The sequence below is a fragment of the Embleya scabrispora genome, from assembly GCF_002024165.1.
In the GTDB taxonomy this organism is placed as follows: Bacteria; Actinomycetota; Actinomycetes; order Streptomycetales; family Streptomycetaceae; genus Embleya; species Embleya scabrispora_A.
Genome location: NZ_MWQN01000004.1, coordinates 406,015 through 425,142 on the forward strand (window position 1 = coordinate 406,015; position 19,128 = coordinate 425,142).

The following is a 19,128-nucleotide window of genomic DNA, read 5'->3' on the forward strand; positions in this document are numbered from 1 at the left end:
ACAAAGTGAGTTGGGTGTTTCTTTGCGCGCACCGACCATCGGCGCGCTCGACGCCGCATTTGGTCGCTGTGCCGAAATGGCGGGTGGGCAGCGGGCGTTCGTGGGTCGGTTGGGGTGGACTGGCTCATCCGGCCGGTATCCGGTGGCGGTTGGGGCGGAGGGCCATCCACGCGGGGCCGACGGAGGCGGTGAGGGCGGCCGTGAGGCATGTGGCGATGACGCCGCCGACGAGCGGCCACGGCACGACCAAGGGGACCGAGGCGCCGGCGAGATCGCTCAGCGCCGAACGCAGGCTCAGCAGCGACGGCACGGCGACGATCGCGCCGAGCGCCGTGCCGATGGTCACGACGATGGCCGACTCGGCGGCGATGGCGCACAGCGCCTGCCGGACGGTCGCGCCGGAAAGGCGCAGGACGCGCAGGTCGGGCAGCCGATCGGCGGTGGCCATCATCAGGGTGTTCGCTATCGCGATGGCCGTGTAGCCGACGGAGACCACCACGAGCAGCACGGTGAAGATCCACACGAGGCGTTGCTCCTCGGCGTCGGCCGACGAGGCGTAGGCGGCGACGCTCACCTCCTTGCCGCCCAGCGGCGCCGGCGCGGAATCGGCGCCGGTGCGAAAGACGGCCGCCGTCAGGGCCGAGGGATCATGCGCGCGGACGGTCCCGCGCGGAAACAGGACGTCGTAGGGCGTCGATCGGTCGGCCAGCACGGCGACCACGCGCATCGTCTCGGTGGCGCCGTCGCGGAAGGTCACCCGCGCGTCGCCGCCCTGTCGCCAGCCCAGGCGCGCGGCGACGCTTTCGGACACCGCCATCGTGGTGGGGCCGCGCAACTCGGCGAAGGAGCCCTGTCGGGTCTCGACCCGGTCGCCGATGGCGGCGAACGCGTCGGTGACCACTCCCGCCGCCTCGACGACCGCGCCCTTGTCGTCGTAGACCGTCGTGGGTGTCAGAGGGGTGCCCGCCACCTCGGCCACCGCGGCGTCCGTCAGGCCCGGGGTGTCTTCCGGCACGATCACGCGCTCGGCTCGCACCGACGCCGCGCGCCGAGCCTCATAGGACTGCGCGGTGGTCGCGACCATGCCCGTGATCAGCACCGCGAGGCCGACCGTCGCGAGCACGGGGGCGGCGGTGGCGGCGGTGCGGCGCACGGCCGTGAGCATGCCCTCGCGCACGAGCAACCCGATCGCCCCGGCGCCTCGCGACAACGGCCACGTCAGCACCCGCACCACGGGAGGCACGACCGCGGGAGCGAGCATGGTCAGCCCGACAATGAGGGCCATCGGCGGATACAGCCCGAAATCCGCGAGCGCCCGGGGGTCGGCCGTCGCCGTGATCGCCGCCGAGACGACGCCGAGCGCCACGAACAACAGCCCCCCGACGACGCGCCCGCGCGACATCGGCCGGTTGTCCACGTCGGCTTCGCGCAGGGCCTCCAAAGGTGCGATCCGCGCGGCGCGACGGGACGCCGACCACACTCCCGCCATGGCCACGACCATGCCCGACACAAACGCGCCGGCCAGGGGGAGCACGCCGACCTCGACCGTGAAGCCCTCGGGCTCGAACCCGAGATCGACCAGGACGGCGCCGAGCGTGGGGGAAAGCACTCCACCGAGCCCGGCGCCGAGCCCGGCCGCGAGCGCGGCGACGACGCCCGCCTCCGCGAACAGCGCGCGCCGAACCTGCCTCGGAGTGGCGCCGATGGTGCGCAGCAGACCGAACTCGCGCCGGCGCCCCGCGACGGAGAGGGCGAACGTGGACGCCACGACGAACACGGTCGTGAACGCGGCCAGAGCCGCCATGGCGGACAGCACCTGAAGGCCCACCCACCGGGTGAACGCGGCGTGGCCCGGTTCCAGTTCGGCACGGTCGGAGCCGGTGAGCACCCGCCCCTCCGCACCCACCACCGCCCGCACCGCCGCCGGGTCGAGCGTCGCGCCGGCGCCGGCGAGCAGGCCCAACACGCGTACGCTGCCCGCGAGTCGATCCGCCTGGCCGTCCGTCAGATAGATGCCGGGGCCGTCGACGAGACCCGACACCGTGTAGGTCGCGGGTCCGGACGCGGTGAGCACGGTGACCGTGTCGCCAGGGCGCGGCCCGAGCCGGCGGTCGAGCACCACCTCGTGGTCGGCGCCGGGTGGCCGCCCCGCGACCGGCGCGCGGGCCGCGAGCGCGGCGCTCGACCAACCGTGCCCCAACGGATCGTCGAGGCGGGGATCGTCCGCGGGGCGCCCGCCGATCACCACCTGGGCGTAGAACGAGCGGTCCGTGACGACGCGCCCGACTCCGGGCACGGCCGCGAGACGATCCGCGAGCCGCCGCGCCCGTTGCGCCGTCCACGGGGGCCGTCGTCGAACGGAGGCGCCGGCCGCCGGGCCTCGCCGCTGCGCACGAGCACCGACGCGGCCGCGAACCGCTCCGGGGTCTCGGGGCCCGAGGAGAGCAGCACCACGCCCGTCGTCGCGAGGATCGTCACGCCCAGCCCGAGGCCCACGAAGGAGCTCAGGAACGAGACCCACCGGGCCCGCATGCCGGCGAGGGTCAGCACAACTCCTCCAGCCACGCCATGCGCGCCGCGATGATCTCGGCGCAGACGCCGGCCCCGTCCGCGCCGCGATGGATCTCGTCGGCCACGCGGCCGTCGGTGAGCAGCACCACTCGATCCGCGAAGGCCGCGGCGGTCGGGTCGTGCGTGACCATCACCACCGTCTGGCCGCGCGCGTCGACGACGTCGCGCAGCAGGCGCAGGACGTCGCGCGATGCCTTCGAGTCGAGCGCGCCGGTCGGCTCGTCGGCGAACACCACCGCGGGCCGGGTGATCAACGCGCGGGCGATGGCGACGCGTTGTCGCTGCCCGCCGGACAACTCGGCCGGTCGATGGCGGGCCCGATCCGCGAGCCCCACCTCGGCCAGGGCCGCCGCGACGTGCGCCGGGTCCGGACGGCGCCCGGCGAGGCGCAGCGGCAGGGCGACGTTCTGCTCGGCGGTGAGCGCGGAGACCAGATTGAAGGACTGGAAGACGAAGCCGACGCGGGAGCGGCGAAACAGCGTCGACCCGTGCTCGTCGAGGGCGCGGACGTCGACGCCGTCGACCCGGATCTCGCCGCCGTCGGCGCGGTCGATGCCGGCCGCGCATTGCAACAACGTGGACTTGCCCGAGCCGGAGGCGCCCATCACCGCCGTCAGCGTGCCGCGCGGGAAGTCGAGGGTGACGCCGTCGAGCGCGGTGACCCGCTGGGCTCCCGCGTGGTGCGTCTTCGTCACGCGGAGCAGGCGCACGGCCGGGCCCGCCGGTGTGGATGTCGCTGTGGTCATGCCCTCCAGGAAACCGTCGGCGAACGCCCGGCACATTGGTGCCAGGGCGAGAGCGGGACTAGCCCTGGCACTACCGACGCGGCCGTCGCGCGCCGGTTAACGTCGTCGCATGTTCGCGCAAGCCTCGTGGGACTCGATCGGTCGGCGACCGGTGCGTTTCCTGTCGTCTCCGGCGCCATGGCGGGCCCTGTCCTATCTCGGGGCGAGTTGGGTCGTCGGGGCGGTCGTGGTGGTGACCGTGACGTCGGTCGTGGCCGTCGGCGTCGCGACGTGGGAGACGTCGGTCGGCCCGGCGTTCACCGCGTCGCTCGGGCTCGTGGCGCTCGCGTGCATGGCGATCGCCGCCGCGCCGTTCGAGCGGTGGCGGCTGCGGCTCATCGGCGCTCCCCTCGCGGCGCCGGAGCGGTCGGGCGGTGTGCGGGCGCGGCTGCGCGAGCCCGCCGGTCGGCGCGAGTTCGGCTACGCGCTGGTCTCGTTGCTGGCGCTGTGGTGGGTGGACCTGGGCATCGCGTCGGTGGCGTTGGTGATCCCGGGGCTGTTGATCTCGGCGCCGTTGCAGCCCACGGCGCCGCTGTGGATGGCGGTGGTGCTGCCGTTGGTGGGGGTCGTGCTGCTGCCCGTGGCGCTGTTCCTGATCGCGGCATGGGCGGGCGTGCGGGCGACGATGACGCGCGCCGTGCTCTCGCCTCGCGAGGCGGAGTTGATCGAGGTGGTCCGCTCCAGGGCGCGTCTGGTCGACGCGTTCGAAACGGAGCGCCGGCGGATCGAGCGCGATCTGCACGACGGCGCGCAGCAACGCCTGGTCGCGTTGAGCATGAAGCTGGGCCTGGCCTCGCTCGACCTGCCGCCCGGGTCGCCCGCCGCCCGTCAGGTCCGCGAGGCACACGAGATGGCTCGGGCCGCGCTGTCCGACCTGCGTGAGCTGATTCGCGGTGTGCACCCCCACGTGCTCACCGAACGGGGACTGCCGGCCGCCGTCCGCGACATCGCGGGGCGCTCGCCGATCCCGGTCGACGTCGATGTCGAACTGGCCGGGCGGTTGCCCACGGCGGTGGAGGTGACCGCCTATTTCGTGGTGTGCGAGGCGTTGACGAACGTGGCCAAGCACAGCGGCGCGCAGCGGTGTGCGGTCCGCGGGCGGGTGGCCGACGGGCTGCTGGCGTTGGAGGTGCGCGACGGCGGTGCGGGCGGCGCCGACCCGGAGGCGGGCACCGGGCTGACGGGTCTGGTCGATCGACTCGCGGTTCTCGACGGCAGAATGTTGTTGTCCAGCCCGATCGGTGGCCCGACCCTGTTGCGAGTGGAGATCCCGTGTCCGGCCTCAGAGTAGTACTCGCGGAGGACGCCGTGCTGTTGCGCGAGGGGCTGGTGGGCCTGCTCGAGCGTTTCGGCCACGAAGTGGCCGCCGCGGTGGGCGACGGTCCTTCGCTGATCGCGGCCACGCGGGAGCATCGCCCCGATGTCGTGATCGCCGACGTGCGCATGCCGCCCGACTTCACCGACGAAGGGTTGCGCGCCGCGCGCGAACTCCAGGCGGCACTACCGTCGTTGGCCGTCCTGGTGCTCAGCCAGTATGTCGAGCAGACCTTCGCGGAGGAGCTTTTCGACGCTCGGGGCGCCTCGGGCATGGGATATCTGCTGAAGGAACGCATCGGCGACGTGGAGGAGTTCGCCGACGCCCTGACCCGCGTCGCCGGGGGCGGAACCGTCGTCGACCCCGAGGTCGTCCGCCAACTCCTGGCGCGCCGGCGCGATCCGCTGCGGCGCCTGACTCCGCGCGAACGCGAGGTTCTCGCCCACATGGCCGAGGGGCGCTCCAACGCCGCCATCGCGCGTGCGTTGGTGGTGACGGAGGCCGCCGTGGCCAAACACATCGCGAGCATCCTGACCAAACTCGACCTCCCGCCGGCCCCCGACGACCACCGCCGAGTCCTGGCCGTCCTGGCCTACCTCCGCGGCTGAAGCCATCACCCGCGTGCCGGACCCCGCGACGGCCGGGCCGCAGGTGCTCGCGTGCTCAGTGGCGGTACGCGGCCATCGCGATCTCGACGAAGGAGCGGATCACGGGGTTGGTGTCGCCGTCGTTCCACACCGCGACCACCCGGCTCGGCGCCATGTCGGCCAGCGGAACCACGGCCAGGTTCTCGGGTGGCACGTTCTTCGCCGGACCGTGTCCGAGCGGAGCCAGACCGACGGTGCTGTTCCAGAGCACCGCCTGCACACATTCCTGGACGACACGTACCACCGGGCCCTCGCGCGGCTCGCCGCCGTTCCAGTACGACTGCCAGATCGGGTCGGTGCCCGGTGGGAACCGGAACCAGCGGCGGTCGGCCAGATCGGCGATCTCCAGACGATCGCGACGGGTCAGCGGATCGTCGGCGCGCAGTAGCGCGCCGACCGGATCCGCGCGCAGTTCGCGCAGCGCCAGGGCCGTCTCGTCGAAGGGTGCGCGCGTCAGGGCCACATCGACCAGTCCGGCGCGCAGCCCACAGGTCGGGTCGGTCAGGTCCGCGTCGCGGATGCGGATGTCGACCCCGGGATGGCCGCGACGGAAGGCGGTGGCCAGCCTGGTGATGCCGGGATCGCCGGTGTCCCCCAGGATGCCCACGGTGATGCCGGCCGGGCCGGCCGCCGCCGCCACACGCGCGCGAAGAAGGTCGGCCTGCCCGAGCAGGGCCCGCGCCTCGTCGAGCAGGATCGCCCCCACCGGCGTGGGGGTGACACCGCCGGGCGAGCGGGCGAACAGCGCGGCCCCGACCTCGCTCTCCAACCGCTTGATCGCCCGGCTCAGCGGCGGCTGACTCATGTGCAGCCGAGCCGCGGCCCGGCCGAAGTGGAGTTCCTCGGCGACCGCCACGAAGTAGCGCAGGGTACGTAGCTCCACGCTGCAACGATACCCGTGCGGTATCGGCGTGCCGGAACGGGTCTTGGACAGCGGCCGAGCCCCGGCGGTGCACTTGGAGCATGACTTGCGAGAGCACATCCGCCGAAGCGATGTCCGGTGAACCGCAGGCCGCCCACCCCGGCGTCTCGGTGGTCGGCCCCGACGACGGCGAGGTGATCCTCATGGCCACCACGCGCATGCGAGTCCTCGAGGACGGCAGCCACACGGAGCACCGTCTCGGGGTCACCGAGTCCATTCTCGCCCCGCACACCTCGGGGCCGCCGCAACACCGCCATGCCCTGCACGACGAGGGTTTCTACATCGTCTCGGGCACGCTGGTATTCACCATCGGGGACAGTCGGCACGACGCGGCCGCGGGCACACTCGTGGTCGTCCCGCGCGGAGCCCCGCACACCTTCGCCAACGAAACCGACCAACCCGCCATCCTGCTCAGCATGTTCACCCCCGACCTGTACGTGCAGTACTTCCGAGACCTCCAGGCCATGACCGCGGACGGCGGACCGCCGGCGCCACGGGCCGGCCTCGAGACGATGAGCCGCTACGCCACCGAGGCCACCACCGACTTCGCCTGAAGACGCTGGTGTGGACCGAATCGCTCCCACACGCCCGTCCACGGCTCCGGGCCGCCCGGACCCGGCGGGTCACCCGTATGCGGTGACCCCGAACGGAGATCATGAACATCGCCTATTGGATCGTCGCCGGCCTGCTCGCCTCCTTCTACCTCTACGCGGGTGGGCTCAAGATGGTCCGCAGCCCCGAACAACTCCGGCCGATGATGGCTTGGGTGGACCGGATACCGCTGCCGGCCGTCAGGGCGCTGGGAACGGTCGAAGTATTGGGCGCCGTCGGCCTGCTCCTCCCGCCGGCGACCGGCATCGCCCCCTGGCCGGCCCTGGCCGCGGCCATCGGTTTCACCGTGCTGCAGACAGGTGCGATCGTCGTCCACCTGACCGGCCAAGACCGCCGAATCATCCTCAACATCGGACTGGTCACCGCCGCTGCCGTGACGATCTGGCTCGCCACGGCTCGGCTGTGATGCAACGCGGTCCCCCGCCCGGGCGAACGCGACCGCCACTCCGGACACGCCGGCCGCCGTCGGTGGGGGCTGCGACCATCGGGGACATGACCGTGACCGAACGTGATCATGCGGATGACTGGCCCGACTTCCTCGCGCGTTGGAGCGCCGAGTGGGCGGACGCCGAAGACCCCGCCCACCTCGAGGGCGACGACCTGGCGGCGTGGCGGCGCCGGTGGTTGGGCTTCCCCGGTGCCGACGAGGAGCGGTTGGCCGCCCTGGAGACGCGGATCGGCCGCCGCCTGCCGCCCTCGTACCGCTCGTTCCTGGCGCTCACCGACGGCTGGTTGCACGCGGGGAACTTCGTGAGGCGCCTGGCCGGCACAGCCGAGGTGGCACCGCTGAGCGAGACGGACGCCGAACTGTACACGGAATACGACGGCTTCCTCTGGGAGGACGACGACCCCACCGAGGAGATGATCCACCGGTCCCGGATGTGGCACCGGGCCCTGCGGATCGACGCCGAGGCGGACGCGGGCATCCTGATGCTGGATCCGGGCGACGTCGGCCCGGACGGCGAGTGGGCGGTCTATTCCTGGCACAGTTGGCGGGCCGAATCGGCGCGGCGTTTCGAGACCTTCCGCGCCTTCATGCAGGACAAATACCGGGAGTTCCACGCACTTGCCGCCGACAGCGGCATGGTCAACGACACCACGCGAGCACTGGACGCGGAAGTGGAACAGGCCCGCGAGGACGTGCTCGCCGGGCGATGGGAACAAGCGGCCGAGGTCTTCGCCCGCGCCGGGCAGTTCGGTCGCCCCGGCGCGGGCGAACTCGGTCGCCAACTGCACGCGTTCCTGGGGAAGCCCGACGCCTTGCCGGGGGTGGCTTACCTGCCCGGGAACCCGACCGATCCCACCGAGATCCTGCCGGCGTGCGTAGCCCGGGAGATTCGCGGCTCGTGGCGGCGGCCGCATGAGGTGGTCGGTGAACTTCCCGACAACGTACGCGAGTTGGCCCAAAGCATCGTCGACGCCACCTTCGTCTACGAACCCCCCGGCCCCTTCGGGGCCGGAGTACTGCGGGCACGTGAGGCCGCTCGGTGGGGCGATACCGACGAAGCGTGGCGGATTCTGCGCGACGGCCTCGCACAGTGGACCCCGCCCGCCGGGGACGTCGTGGCCCCGGTCGGTCTGCTCGCGGATCCGCTGCTCGCCCCGGTGATCACGCCGGAGCGCGGCCGGGAGCTTCTGGCCATACCCCGCGCGGGTCGCACCGGCGTACTGCCCGAGCCGGGGCCCGACTTGGACCCCGGGGGCCTGGATTGGCTCGCCGGGCAGACCTGGCCCTTCCGCGGCGGCTACCGCTTCGTACTGGTCGAGGATGTCGAACCGGCGCACCTGGTGGCCTTGTTCGGCCATGAGGAGCAGAACGGGCTGTCCGCTCCGGCCACTTCGAACGAGTTGATCGAACGTCACATGGCGTCGGCACAGCTGCGCTCCGCCGATCCGTGGGACGACCGCGCCGTCATGGTGGTGGGCCGGGCCGGGTCGTCCGGATGGGCCTTCGCGTTCGCTCCCGAGTCCGCCGGTCCCAACGCGGACCGGCTGCGCAGCCCGGCCGCCCGGGCATCACGATCCGCTTCGGGCGCGCGGGCCGTGGCAGTGTGGTGCGTCCCCGGATCCCGCCGAGGGGCGGACGGGCCCTGGGAACCGCCTGCGTTCCACCTTTCCGTGGCCCGGCACGGCGAGATCGAGTACGCCCTCACCGTGACCATGCCGCCTGTTTTCGCGGCGACCGAGGACGGGCCGGCACGCACACCGGTGGTGACCCGCGTCGGCACGCTGCCCCGCGCGTTCGACCCGGACACGATGCTCGCCGAGGTCGCGGCCGCCGGATCGGAGGAGCGCGAACGCCGCCCCGGCGAGGACCACATGCTCCGGGCGACGGCCGACGAGTTCGGGGTCACGCTGCCCCGCCACGCGCTCTTGCACGGCCGACTGCACTCGTTCGAGACCGTCAGTTGGTCCCGCGAGGCCCGACCGGGCGACACATGGCTGAGCATCAGGACCGTTCGATGACACGAGGGCACACACATCTTCGCGGTCACCGGTGGCACCGGCACCTACATCGCCGCCACCGGCATGATCACGATCGAACACCCGACCGGGGACGACGACCGACTGACGATCGACCCGACCCGACCCGTCCGAGGCGGCCGGCCGGCCGCCTCGGACGGGTCACGGCAGCCGCGAACTCCGGCGGTCCGGGCACGACCGTCACCGGTCTCGCGAACCGCCGAAGCTTCGGCGTGGCCGTCGGGGCTTCGGCGGCTACGCGATGGGGAAATCGAAATAGGTGTCCGGGTAGGGCTCGTCCGTCAGCGTGTAGTGCCACCACTCGCGGTCGTACGCGCTGAACCCGGCGGCCTCCATAATGGAGCGGAGGTATTGCCGGTTGGTCGTTTCGACCCGCGTGATCCCCCGTGCTCCGTGGTGCGAGATCGGGTCCATCAGGTCGTGGTGACCTCCCATGGGAGCCAGGTCGCCGGTATCGAGGTGATACAGCGTCAGGTCGACGGTACTGCCCCGGCTGTGGCCCGACTTGGCGGCCACATACCCCTTTTCGAACATCTCGGCTCTGTCGATATTCGGATAGTGTCGCGGCTTCGTGCGTCCGTCCTCCGCCTGGGTCGACCAGGCCACGAACCGGTCGACGGCCCGCTGTGGGCGATAGCCGTCCCAGAGAACCAGGTCGAACCCGACGGACGCGGCCTCCTCCCGCGCTCGTTTCAGGGCCGCGCACAAGGCCCTCGTACCGACGATCCGATTGGCCGGATACCCGTCCACGGGCTTGCCGGTGAAGTTGTCCCAGGTGGCGTACTTGGCGTCCCACCGCACCCCGGGGATCAGCTCGTCGACGAAGGCGAAGTCGTCGTTCATCGATTCTTTCCTTCGATCGCCAGCGACACCAACCGATCGATCACCTCGGACAACGGGAATCCGGCGGCTGCCATCATGCGCGGATAGCGGCTGTACGAGGTGAGGCCGGGGAGGGTGTTGACCTCGTTGAGGACCACGCTTCCGGCTGCCGTGAGGAACATGTCCACGCGCGCCAGCCCCCTGCACCCGAGGGCGCGATAGATGGCCTTGGCCGTCTCCTGGACGCGAGCGCGCGACGTTGCCGGGATATCGGCCGGCACGATCGGTGTCGAATTGTCGGATCCGTTTTCGGGCGTCGCCTCCTGATGGATCTTGAAGAATCCGTGCGACAGCGCGATGCGATCCACTTCCCCCGTGATCAATTCCGGGTCGTTGCCCAATATCGCGCACCCGACCTCGCTGCCGACGACGGCCTCTTCGATCAGGATCTTCGAGTCGTATCGGCGGGCCGCGGCGATCGCATCGGCCAGTTCTTCCGGCCGGGACACCTTGCCGACCCCGAACGACGATCCGGAACGGGCCGGCTTCACGAACGCGGGATAGACGATCCCGTCGGCGTCGACCTTCTCGTCCGCCGTGACGGTGATGAAGTTCGGTGTGTCGATTCCCGCGCCTGCGGCGACGGCGTAGGCAAGGGATTTGTCCATACACAGCGCGGAGCTTTGGATATCGCAGCCCACATAGGGTATTCCGGAAAGCTCCAGCAGACCCTGCGGCGCGCCGTCTTCGCCGAGCTTGCCGTGCAGCACGGGCAACACCACGTCCAGGCGGATCGTCTCGTAGCGACCTGCCTCCAGGACGAGCAGTCCGTGCACGCCGGGATCCGGTGCCAGTACGACCGGACGGCAATCGCCGTCCTCCCAGTCCGCGTCGGGGCCGTCACACAGTTTCCAACCGCCGCTCTTCGTGATTCCGATGTAGAAGGGCAGATACTTTTCCGGGTCGAGGTTCTTCGCGACCAGTTGCGCCGATTTGACGGAGATGGGGTGCTCTTCGGAGCTGCCCCCGAATATGATGCCGATTCTCGTCTCAGTCACGCTGATCCCCGCTCTCGAACTTCAGGCAGTTGACGATGGAGTTTTCGACCGTGTCACGGAGGGCGTGATCCGTGTAATAGGCGGTGTGCGGGCTGATCAGGGCGTTGGGAAGCGCGTGCAGCCGAAGCAGCGACTTGCTCTCGACGGGCTTGTCCCGGCGGTCGGCATAGAAGATTCCTTCCTCGCCTTCGAGCACGTCCAGCGCCGCGCCGCCCAATCCGCCGCGCTCCAGCGCCGCGATCAGGGCCTCGGTTTCGATCAGTGCGCCGCGTCCGGTGTTGACGATGAGGGCGCCGTTCTTCATCCGCTCGATGCGTCGGGCGTCGATGAGGTGGTGGGTGTCCGCAGTGAGCGGTGTGTGCAGCGTGACGATGTCGCTCACGCGGAGCAGTTCGTCGAGGTCGACGTAATCCGCCGCGATTTTGGGGGTGGTGTCGTGGGCCACGATGCGGCAGCCGAAGCCCCGGAGCCTGTCCACGACGGCCGCGCCGATGCGCCCCGTTCCCACCACCCCGACGGTCAGGTCGCGCAACTCTTTTCCGCGCACGTCGTTCGGTGAGTAGTCGTGCGCGTCCGCACGGCGGATGATGGACCTCGCATTTCGCAGTGCCATCAGGATGAGCATCAGCGTGTAGTCGGCCACGCTGTCGGGGGAATAGCGGACGTTGCCGACGGAGATCCCGACGCTCTCCGCGTATTTCACATCGATGTGGTTGTATCCGATGCTTCGTGTGGAGATATACGCCACGCCGGCCCGACCGAGTGCGAGGAGCGTGGCGTCGGCGATGCGCGTCTTGTGGCCGACACTGATGCAGCGGTTTCCCGACGCCAACTCGATATTGGCCTCGGACGGCGCTGCCGCGGTAATGGTCGGCACGACGTCGAAGCGGGGTGACATCTCTCGGAACAGAGCGGCCTCGTCCCGCTCACAGCCATAGATCGTGATTCCCGTGGTTCGGACGGCCGAGGAAGCCGAGGATGCCCCGGACCCGGTGCGGCGGACTTCCGTTCGTATCGGATCGCGATAACTCATGCCACCCAGTCAAGGCGGTGTGGCGTTGTCGGAACGTATCCGCGTTTCGATATGCCGACGCTATGTTACTCGCGGGTATTACCATGGTGGCGACAAACCCGCGAACCGCGCGGTGACACACGGCGTCATCGCCCGCGGCGCCTCATGTACAAGTCGAAGGCCCGGTAGACCATCGGTCGCAGCGGCAGGTCCCACTCGCCGACGTACCGCACCGCCCGACCGCCGGTGCCGACCTTGAACCGGATCAGGCCCACGTGCGGGTCGTCCGCATCGAGGGTGGGGGTGATGCCGCGCAGGTCGTAGACGTCGCAGCCGGCCGCCAGCGAGTCGCGGATCATCGCCCACTGGCACGCGTTGGAGCCGCGCACCTCGCGCTTGTCGGTGGAGGACGCGCCGTACGAGTACCACGCGTGCGCACCCACGCGGACCAGGATGGTCGCGGCGACCGGGTCGCTCCCGTGGCGAGCCACGTAGAGCTTGATCCGCTCCGGATCCTCCGCGCCCATCGCCTCGAACATGCTCTCGAAGTAGCGCAGGGGCCGGGGAATGAAGCGGTCGCGTTCGGCGGTGTGCACGTAGAGGTCGTGGAATGCCGGCAGGTCCGTTTCGATCGCGACCACCACGCCCTCCTTCTCCGCCTTCCTGATGTTGCGACGCCAGAGCTGGTTCATGCCCGCGAGCACGTCGTCCTCGGTCCTGCCGGCCAGCGGAATCTCGTACTTGAACTGCGGCTGACCGAGCCCGAAACCGTCTTCCGGGCTCTGCGGCAGCCATCCGGCGTCCCTGAGTCGGCCGCTCACGTGGGCGCCGACCGGGTCGGGCGAGCGACCGGGGATGTCGGTGAGCCGCCGGATGTCCGGATCGGCGGCACCCTCCTTGACCTGTTCCGCGCTCCACGTGTCCATGCGCACCGGCGGGCACAGCCGGATCGCGAACGCCCCGCGGGCCTCGAGGTGGGCCGCCAGCGGGTCGAGCCAGGCGTCGATCTCACCGGTCCAATCGATGGTCGGCCCTTCCGGCAGATAGGCCAGCGTGTAGCGCTCCAGCCGCGGCACCGGACGGTGCAGTACGAGTCCGGCGCCGACCAGTCGCGGCCCGTCGAACCAGCCGACCGATTCGCCGCGCCACTCGGTCTTGACGCGACCCCACGCCGGCGTCTGGAGGAAGCTGACCGAGCGCTGCGCCCGCACGAACGCCAAGTGCTCGGTCGTGCCGATCGACGCGACGGTCAGACCTGCTCCCGCGGCCGGGGGCGCGGCGGGCGGCCGGGAGGGACGAGGACGCCGGACTGCCGTTCGTTTCGGCTGGCGGGAGGACATTGCGCCAGTGAAGGCGGCGCGCCGTTGCGGGCACGTATGCGCTTTTCGATAGACCGACGATATGCGGCGCCTCGTAGCATCGGGGCATGCGTGTGCTGATCGTCGAGGACGAGCCCTATATGGCCGAAGCCATCCGCGATGGCCTGCGCCTGGAGGCGATCGCGGCCGACATCGCCGGAGACGGCGACACGGCCCTGGAGTTGCTGAGCGTCAACAGCTACCACATCGCCGTCCTCGACCGGGACATCCCCGGCCCGTCGGGCGACGAGGTCGCCACCCGCATCATCGCCTCCGGCAGCGGCATGCCCATCCTCATGCTCACCGCCGCCGACCGCATCGACGACAAGGTCACCGGGTTCGAACTCGGCGCCGACGACTACCTCACCAAGCCGTTCGAGCTGCGCGAACTCGTGCTCAGGCTGCGGGCTTTGGACCGCAGACGCGCACACAGCAGACCTCCGGTGCGCGAACTGGCGGGTGTGCGGCTGGACCCCTTCCGTCGAGAGGTCTACCGCGACGGGCGCTATGTGGCGCTGACGAGGAAGCAGTTCGCGGTGCTCGAAGTCCTCGTCGCCGCCGAAGGCGGTGTCGTCAGCGCCGAGGAACTCCTGGCGCGCGCCTGGGACGAGAACGCCGACCCGTTCACCAACGCGGTACGCATCACCGTCTCGGCCCTGCGCAAACGGCTCGGCGAGCCCTGGATCATCCTCACCGTACCCGGCGTCGGGTACCGCATCGACGCCCAACCGGAGCCCGATCGCGAGGGCGCGGGCCGTGCATAGGGCGTCGGTTCAGCCCCTGGGCAAGGCACCCCCGCAGGCCGTGCACAAGACGCCCGAGCAGCCGGTGGACCGCGCTCCCGGACTGAGCGCCCGCCTCAAACTGACCCTCAGCTACGCCGGCTTCCTCATGTTGGCCGGCTTCCTGCTGCTGATCGTGCTGTGGTGGTCCCTGTGGCGCTATGTGCCCTACAAGCCGATCAGGGACAGCGACGGTTTGGTCCCCCGGCACGGTCGCATGATCTTCCTGCGCTCCTTCATGCCGGTCGCGACCACGATCATGAGCTTCCTGCTGGTGTTCGGTCTGGTGGGCGGATGGATTCTCGCCGGCCGCATGCTCGCCCCGCTCACCCGCATCACGGACGCCACGCGCAAGGCCGCCGACGGGTCGCTCTCCCACCGGATCCGATTGCGGGGCCGCAAGGACGAGTTCCGCGAACTCGCCGACACCTTCGACGCGATGCTCGCCCGCCTCGAGGAACACGTCGCCGAACAACGAAGATTCGCCGCCAACGCCTCGCACGAACTGCGCACCCCGCTGGCGATCTCGCAAACGCTTCTCGACGTGGCCCGCAACAATCCGACCCAGGACCACGGCGAACTCGTCGCCCGCCTGCACGCCGTCAACACCCGGGCGATCGAACTCACCGAGGCGCTGCTCGTCCTCAGCCGCACCGACCAGGGCTCCGTCACCCGAGAACCCGTCGACCTGTCGCTGTTGGCGGAGGAAGCCGCCGAAACACTGCTCCCGCTCGCCGAGAAACGTGGCGTCACCATCGACGCCTCCGGCGAGATCACCCCCACCGTCGGGTCGCCGGCGCTCCTGCTCCAGATGACGACGAACCTCGTACACAACGCCATCGTGCACAACCTGCCCGAACAGGGCGCCGTGTGGGTCGAGACCGGCGTCCGCGCGAACAACGTGGTGCTCACGGTGGAAAACAGCGGCGAGGTGCTGTCCACGCAGCTGGTCTCGACCCTCACCGAACCCTTCCAGCGCGGCACCGAACGCATCCGCAACGACCACGCGGGCGTCGGCCTGGGGCTGGCGATCGTCAAGAGCATCGTCCGGGTACACGACGGATCCCTCGTCATCACCCCACGCCCCTGGGGCGGACTGCGCATCACCGTCGAATTGCCCACCGCGACCCGAACGCCCGCCCCGCGGTCCCGGCGAGCGGACGCGACACCGTAAGCGGGCCCGAGGCGTCCTGGACGTCATGCCCCTCGCCTCGAAGCCGTATCTCGTCGAGATGACGACTGTGGACCGTGACCCCCGTGGTATCGCTGTCCCAGGCCCGTCAGGGGGACTCGGCCCGCCCACCGCGCGTCATCGCGCCACAATGGGCCTCGCGCCACCGCACATCGCCGACACCAGGCCAGGGAGCCCGCCGTGACCGCGACCCGCCGCCTCATCTCGCCCCGCCGCTGGGCCCCTCCCCCGGCCCCGGCCGATCGTGGACGCACACGCGTCACCGGCCGCTTCGTCGTCGACCGCCGCATCGCGACCGGCGGGCACGGCCCCGAGGACGTGATCTTCGACGAGCGGGGCGGACTGCTCACCGGCCTCGGCGACGGCAGCGTCGTGCGCATCGACCCTGCCACCGGTGCCCGTACGGTGCTCGGGAACACCGGAGGCCGTCCGCTGGGGCTCGAACCCTCCGCCGACGGCGGCGTCCTGGTGTGCGACCACGATCGGGGGCTGCTGCGCATGTCCGCCGACGGATCGGTCGAAGTACTCGTCGACACGGTCGAGGACCGGCCGCTCACCTTCGCGAGCAACGTGGTGGAAGGCCCGGGCGGGACCGTCTGGTTCACGGTGTCCACGCGTCGCTGGGACCTGGAACACCACCTCGGCGACTTCCTGGAGCACTCCTGTACCGGCCTGCTGGTCCGTCGTGACCGCGACGGCGCTGTCACCGTGCTGCGCGACGACCTCAAGTTCGCCAACGGCCTCGTCCTCGCACCGGATGCCTCCCACCTGCTCGTGGCCGAGACCAGCGGGTACCGGGTGAGCCGCTACCGTCTCACCGGGCCGAACGCCGGCGGCATGGAGCCCTTCGTCGACAACCTCCCCGGCCTGCCCGACAACATGAGCCTGGGCCGGGACGGGTTGGTGTGGGTGTCCCTCGTGGCGCCCCGAAACGCGCTGCTGGACCGGCTGTTGCCGCTGCCGGGCTTCCTTCGACTGCTGGTGTGGAACCTCCCGGAGGCGATCCGCCCCGAGGCCACCCCCATCGCCTGGGTGATGGCGTTCGACCTCGACGGTCGCCTCGTCCACGACCTGCGCGCGGACGACGGTTCGTACGCCTTCGTCACCAGCGTCGCCGAACACGACGGAACGCTGGTCGCGGGCAGCGTGCGCCAGGACGACATCGTCGTCCTGGCGCACACACCCTCGGCGGGGTGAAGAGCCACCGGAGGATGCGCGCCGAGGCCGTCCCCGTCACCGGCGTCCCGCCGGTCGCGGCGCCGGGGGTGGTCTGCGGGCGGTGGAGGAATCTGTGCACGGAACGGCACGTGTTCTTCCACAGGGCGCGGCCTCCGCGCCGGGTCCGCTCCGTAAGGTTGGGACCGGAAGCCGCGCCCGTCGGTCGAGAGGCCGAGGGCATGCCGAAGCAGGAGTCTCCGTGGACCACGAACCCCAACCCGGACGGGAACCGGTCGTGCTCGAACCCTTGGTGCGCGCGTTCGTGGACGAGCACCGGCGCGTGGCTTCGACCGGCGAGGACGGGGTGCGCTCACCCACTCGGCTCAACGGTTTCCTCCCGGGACGGCACTCGGAGGCGTCCGGCACCCACGCCGCGGACGACCCCGACGTCGAGGAGGAGCGGCTGACGGTGCCCGTCGCGCGCGACGATCGTCAGATCGTCCGCGTCCTGCGCCCCGTCGACGCCGACGAGCCCCTGCCGGTGATCCTGTACCTACCCGCCCCGTCCCGGACCCGGACCGACGCTCCCCCGCAGCAGGCGTTCGAGCGCGACCTCGTGCTCGGCGCGGACGCCGCGGTCGTCGTCCTCGACCCGCCGCACCCGCACGGCGAGGGCCATCCCGCCACGGTGGAGCGCCTCCACGCGGTCGCCTCGTGGCTCCGCGCACACGGCTCGGACGCGGGACTCGACCCGCGTCGCGTCGCCGCCGTCGGCGTGTCCACCGGGGCGAACCTGGTGGCCGGCCTGACCCTGACCACTAAGCGCCACGGCGGTCCGCCGCTGCTTCAACAGGTGCTGATCTGCCCGGCCGCCGATGCCTCGGCCTTTTCGACGTCCTGGTATGCCGAATTCGTGGACGGCTGCGTCCTCGACCCCGGGCTCCTTCGCGAGAGCACCGTGTCGCCGCTGCACGCCGGTGTCGACGAACTGTCGGGCCTGCCTCCCGCGCTGATCCTCGTCGCGGAGGCCGACGTCCTGCGCGACGAGGGGGAAGCGTACGCCGCCAGGCTGCGCACCGCCGGTGTCCCCGTGGTCTCGCTGCGCTACCACGGGACGATCCACGCCTTCGTCGCCCTCGACGCGCTGCGCGAGAGCCACGCCTCCCGGGCGGCGCGCGTCCAGGTCGTCGACACGCTGCACGTCGCGCTGCACACCTGGCGCGGTTGACGGAGTCGACAGCCAAACCGCCTGCTCGGGAGCCGGTCGACGCGCCGTCGGGCGTAAGTCGATCGACCCGGCTTCGCGCGTGAGTCAGTTGACCTAACGTCGCGTGCGGACGCCGCGCAAGGATCATGGAGCGGCCGGTCCAGCGCCGTACGACGGCGACCTGGGTGGAGTGACGATGCGGCCTGTCATGGTGACGGAACCCCCGCGGGCCGAGGCCACGCCCGGATCGTCGGCCCGCGGCACCGGACTGCGGGCCCGGACGGTGCGCCTTCTCGACGGGGACGGACTTCCCGATCTCGCGGGTGCGGCGAACGCGGACGCGCACACGGGCGCGGACCCGCGTACGGACACGGTCGTGGTCGCGATCCCGATCTCCGGATCGATCACCGTGACCACCGACGACGGCGACGACGTTCTCTCGACGGGCGCCCTCCTCGTCGTCGACGGCCGGCGCCCGTCGACGTTCGCCTCCGTCGGAGTCTGCGAACTGGCACTGGTGGCGTTCGCCCGGGGACTGCTGACCGAGCCGGACCCGGCCATTCGGCGGGTGGCCGGACGTGTCCTCGACGCCGAGCGCGGCACCGCCGCCCTCGTCTCGTCGGCCGTGGTGTCCCTGTGCCGAACCCCGGGGCCCGACGTCGTACCGCTCGACCGGATGAGCCATCACGTGGCGGACCTCGTCTCGACGCTGATCGCGGAACTCGACGAGAACCCGCGGCCGGCTCGTGCCGACGAACTGATGGCCGACATCCGCTGGTACGTCAACTGCCGCCTCGGCGACCCGGGACTGAGCCCCGAGAGCATCGCGGCGGCGCACTACATATCCGTCCGCTATCTGCACAAGCTCTTCGAGGGGAAGGCGTCACCCTCGCCCGCTGGATCCAAAGGCGTCGTCTGCACGAGTGCCGTCGGGAACTCGGGCGCACGGGCCGGGACACCGTGAAGGTCGCCACCGTGGCCCAGCGCTGGGGTTTCGCCAATCCGGCGCATTTCAGCCGGGCCTTTCGCGCCGCCTTCGGCGTCTCGCCCCGGGACTGGCGCGAGTCGCGTGCCACGGGGCGCGAGGACTGAGGTGCCCGCAGCCCGGCACCCGTCCCACGGGGGCGCCGGTCACGACCCGCACGCCGGCACGGCGGCGGCACCGCGACGACGCGAAAGCGGACGACCGGCCCCGGTCACCCC

General features: G+C 71.0%; 19 protein-coding genes. 11 read left to right on the forward strand and 8 right to left on the reverse strand.

Annotated features, from left to right (window positions below; translation table 11 throughout):
* Positions 1-124: 124 nt before the first annotated feature.
* The 3 genes from B4N89_RS42285 to B4N89_RS42290 are packed head-to-tail and all read right to left on the reverse strand — an operon-like array spanning position 125 to position 3,317.
* The gene (locus B4N89_RS42285) at positions 125-2,296 is read right to left on the reverse strand and encodes an ABC transporter permease (RefSeq protein ID WP_235619306.1); all 2,172 of its coding nucleotides are present in this window, start codon (positions 2,294-2,296) and stop codon (positions 125-127) included.
* The gene (locus tag B4N89_RS52295) at positions 2,242-2,550 is read right to left on the reverse strand and encodes a hypothetical protein (RefSeq protein WP_235619307.1); all 309 of its coding nucleotides are present in this window, start codon (positions 2,548-2,550) and stop codon (positions 2,242-2,244) included. Before B4N89_RS52295 ends, B4N89_RS42285 begins: the two co-directional genes overlap by 55 nt.
* A complete protein-coding gene (locus tag B4N89_RS42290; protein ID WP_078982379.1) occupies positions 2,544-3,317 on the reverse strand; it encodes an ABC transporter ATP-binding protein in 774 nt (257 codons plus the stop codon). Before B4N89_RS42290 ends, B4N89_RS52295 begins: the two co-directional genes overlap by 7 nt.
* A 109-nt stretch (positions 3,318-3,426) precedes the next feature.
* Between B4N89_RS42290 and B4N89_RS42295 the strand changes: the two genes are divergently transcribed.
* The gene (locus B4N89_RS42295; protein ID WP_078981936.1) at positions 3,427-4,647 is read left to right on the forward strand and encodes a sensor histidine kinase; all 1,221 of its coding nucleotides are present in this window, start codon (positions 3,427-3,429) and stop codon (positions 4,645-4,647) included.
* Positions 4,629-5,279 carry a response regulator transcription factor gene (locus B4N89_RS42300; protein ID WP_078981937.1) on the forward strand — a complete coding sequence of 217 codons (651 nt, stop codon included), beginning with the start codon at positions 4,629-4,631 and terminating at the stop codon, positions 5,277-5,279. The genes B4N89_RS42295 and B4N89_RS42300 overlap by 19 nt, the downstream gene beginning before the upstream one ends.
* A 55-nt stretch (positions 5,280-5,334) precedes the next feature.
* On the opposite strand, the gene B4N89_RS42305 is transcribed toward B4N89_RS42300, so the two are convergent.
* A complete protein-coding gene (locus B4N89_RS42305; protein ID WP_235619308.1) occupies positions 5,335-6,201 on the reverse strand; it encodes a LysR family transcriptional regulator in 867 nt (288 codons plus the stop codon).
* An 80-nt stretch (positions 6,202-6,281) separates the two neighbouring features.
* On the opposite strand from B4N89_RS42305, the gene B4N89_RS42310 reads away from it, so the two are divergent.
* The 3 genes from B4N89_RS42310 (at position 6,282) to B4N89_RS42320 (ending at position 9,318) form a co-directional block, all read left to right on the forward strand.
* Positions 6,282-6,794, forward strand: a complete 513-nt coding sequence (locus tag B4N89_RS42310) for a cupin domain-containing protein (protein ID WP_078982380.1) — start codon at positions 6,282-6,284, stop codon at positions 6,792-6,794.
* A 101-nt stretch (positions 6,795-6,895) separates the two neighbouring features.
* Positions 6,896-7,258 (forward strand): DoxX family protein, encoded by a 363-nt coding sequence (locus tag B4N89_RS42315; RefSeq protein ID WP_078981939.1) that lies wholly within the window; start codon positions 6,896-6,898, stop codon positions 7,256-7,258.
* Between the two features lie 86 nt (positions 7,259-7,344).
* The gene (locus tag B4N89_RS42320; protein ID WP_078981940.1) at positions 7,345-9,318 is read left to right on the forward strand and encodes an SMI1/KNR4 family protein; all 1,974 of its coding nucleotides are present in this window, start codon (positions 7,345-7,347) and stop codon (positions 9,316-9,318) included.
* Between the two features lie 252 nt (positions 9,319-9,570).
* Here B4N89_RS42320 and vanX read toward each other — a convergent pair whose 3' ends face one another.
* The 4 genes from vanX to B4N89_RS42340 form a co-directional block, all read right to left on the reverse strand.
* Entirely contained in the window at positions 9,571-10,179 is a 609-nt protein-coding gene (vanX, locus tag B4N89_RS42325; protein WP_078981941.1) for a D-Ala-D-Ala dipeptidase VanX, read from the reverse strand.
* The gene (gene vanA, locus B4N89_RS42330; RefSeq protein ID WP_078981942.1) at positions 10,176-11,216 is read right to left on the reverse strand and encodes a D-alanine--(R)-lactate ligase; all 1,041 of its coding nucleotides are present in this window, start codon (positions 11,214-11,216) and stop codon (positions 10,176-10,178) included. Before vanA ends, vanX begins: the two co-directional genes overlap by 4 nt.
* On the reverse strand, positions 11,209-12,249 hold the full coding sequence (locus B4N89_RS42335) for a D-isomer specific 2-hydroxyacid dehydrogenase family protein (protein ID WP_101897537.1): 1,041 nt from the start codon (positions 12,247-12,249) through the stop codon (positions 11,209-11,211). Before B4N89_RS42335 ends, vanA begins: the two co-directional genes overlap by 8 nt.
* A gap of 125 nt (positions 12,250-12,374) precedes the next feature.
* Complete coding sequence (locus B4N89_RS42340) at positions 12,375-13,568, reverse strand: lipid II:glycine glycyltransferase FemX (protein ID WP_078981943.1); 1,194 nt, start codon at positions 13,566-13,568, stop codon at positions 12,375-12,377.
* A gap of 86 nt (positions 13,569-13,654) precedes the next feature.
* Between B4N89_RS42340 and B4N89_RS42345 the strand changes: the two genes are divergently transcribed.
* The 6 genes from B4N89_RS42345 to B4N89_RS52305 all read left to right on the forward strand — a co-directional run bounded on the left by B4N89_RS42345 (position 13,655) and on the right by B4N89_RS52305 (position 19,017).
* Positions 13,655-14,350 (forward strand): response regulator transcription factor, encoded by a 696-nt coding sequence (locus tag B4N89_RS42345; RefSeq protein WP_078981944.1) that lies wholly within the window; start codon positions 13,655-13,657, stop codon positions 14,348-14,350.
* A gap of 64 nt (positions 14,351-14,414) precedes the next feature.
* A complete protein-coding gene (locus B4N89_RS42350) occupies positions 14,415-15,542 on the forward strand; it encodes a sensor histidine kinase (protein WP_078982382.1) in 1,128 nt (375 codons plus the stop codon).
* Positions 15,543-15,740: 198 nt separating this feature from the next.
* Entirely contained in the window at positions 15,741-16,757 is a 1,017-nt protein-coding gene (locus B4N89_RS42355; RefSeq protein ID WP_078981945.1) for an SMP-30/gluconolactonase/LRE family protein, read from the forward strand.
* A gap of 220 nt (positions 16,758-16,977) precedes the next feature.
* The gene (locus B4N89_RS42360; RefSeq protein ID WP_078981946.1) at positions 16,978-17,946 is read left to right on the forward strand and encodes an alpha/beta hydrolase; all 969 of its coding nucleotides are present in this window, start codon (positions 16,978-16,980) and stop codon (positions 17,944-17,946) included.
* A gap of 187 nt (positions 17,947-18,133) precedes the next feature.
* Positions 18,134-18,889 (forward strand): hypothetical protein, encoded by a 756-nt coding sequence (locus tag B4N89_RS52300; protein ID WP_235619309.1) that lies wholly within the window; start codon positions 18,134-18,136, stop codon positions 18,887-18,889.
* Positions 18,826-19,017: a helix-turn-helix domain-containing protein gene (locus tag B4N89_RS52305; protein WP_235619353.1), complete on the forward strand. Its 192-nt coding sequence runs from the start codon at positions 18,826-18,828 to the stop codon at positions 19,015-19,017. Before B4N89_RS52300 ends, B4N89_RS52305 begins: the two co-directional genes overlap by 64 nt.
* Positions 19,018-19,128 lie beyond the last annotated feature (111 nt).

Bases quoted from the DNA above. Each gene is read 5' to 3' on its own strand.
- B4N89_RS42290 (WP_078982379.1), bottom strand. From the start codon at position 3,317: ATGACCACAGCGACATCCACACCGGCGGGCCCGGCCGTGCGCCTGCTC.
- B4N89_RS42295 (WP_078981936.1), top strand. From the start codon at position 3,427: ATGTTCGCGCAAGCCTCGTGGGACTCGATCGGTCGGCGACCGGTGCGT.
- B4N89_RS42310 (WP_078982380.1), top strand. From the start codon at position 6,282: ATGACTTGCGAGAGCACATCCGCCGAAGCGATGTCCGGTGAACCGCAG.
- B4N89_RS42315 (WP_078981939.1), top strand. From the start codon at position 6,896: ATGAACATCGCCTATTGGATCGTCGCCGGCCTGCTCGCCTCCTTCTAC.
- B4N89_RS42320 (WP_078981940.1), top strand. From the start codon at position 7,345: ATGACCGTGACCGAACGTGATCATGCGGATGACTGGCCCGACTTCCTC.
- vanX (WP_078981941.1), bottom strand. From the start codon at position 10,179: ATGAACGACGACTTCGCCTTCGTCGACGAGCTGATCCCCGGGGTGCGG.
- B4N89_RS42335 (WP_101897537.1), bottom strand. From the start codon at position 12,249: ATGAGTTATCGCGATCCGATACGAACGGAAGTCCGCCGCACCGGGTCC.
- B4N89_RS42340 (WP_078981943.1), bottom strand. From the start codon at position 13,568: ATGTCCTCCCGCCAGCCGAAACGAACGGCAGTCCGGCGTCCTCGTCCC.
- B4N89_RS42345 (WP_078981944.1), top strand. From the start codon at position 13,655: ATGCGTGTGCTGATCGTCGAGGACGAGCCCTATATGGCCGAAGCCATC.
- B4N89_RS52300 (WP_235619309.1), top strand. From the start codon at position 18,134: ATGGTGACGGAACCCCCGCGGGCCGAGGCCACGCCCGGATCGTCGGCC.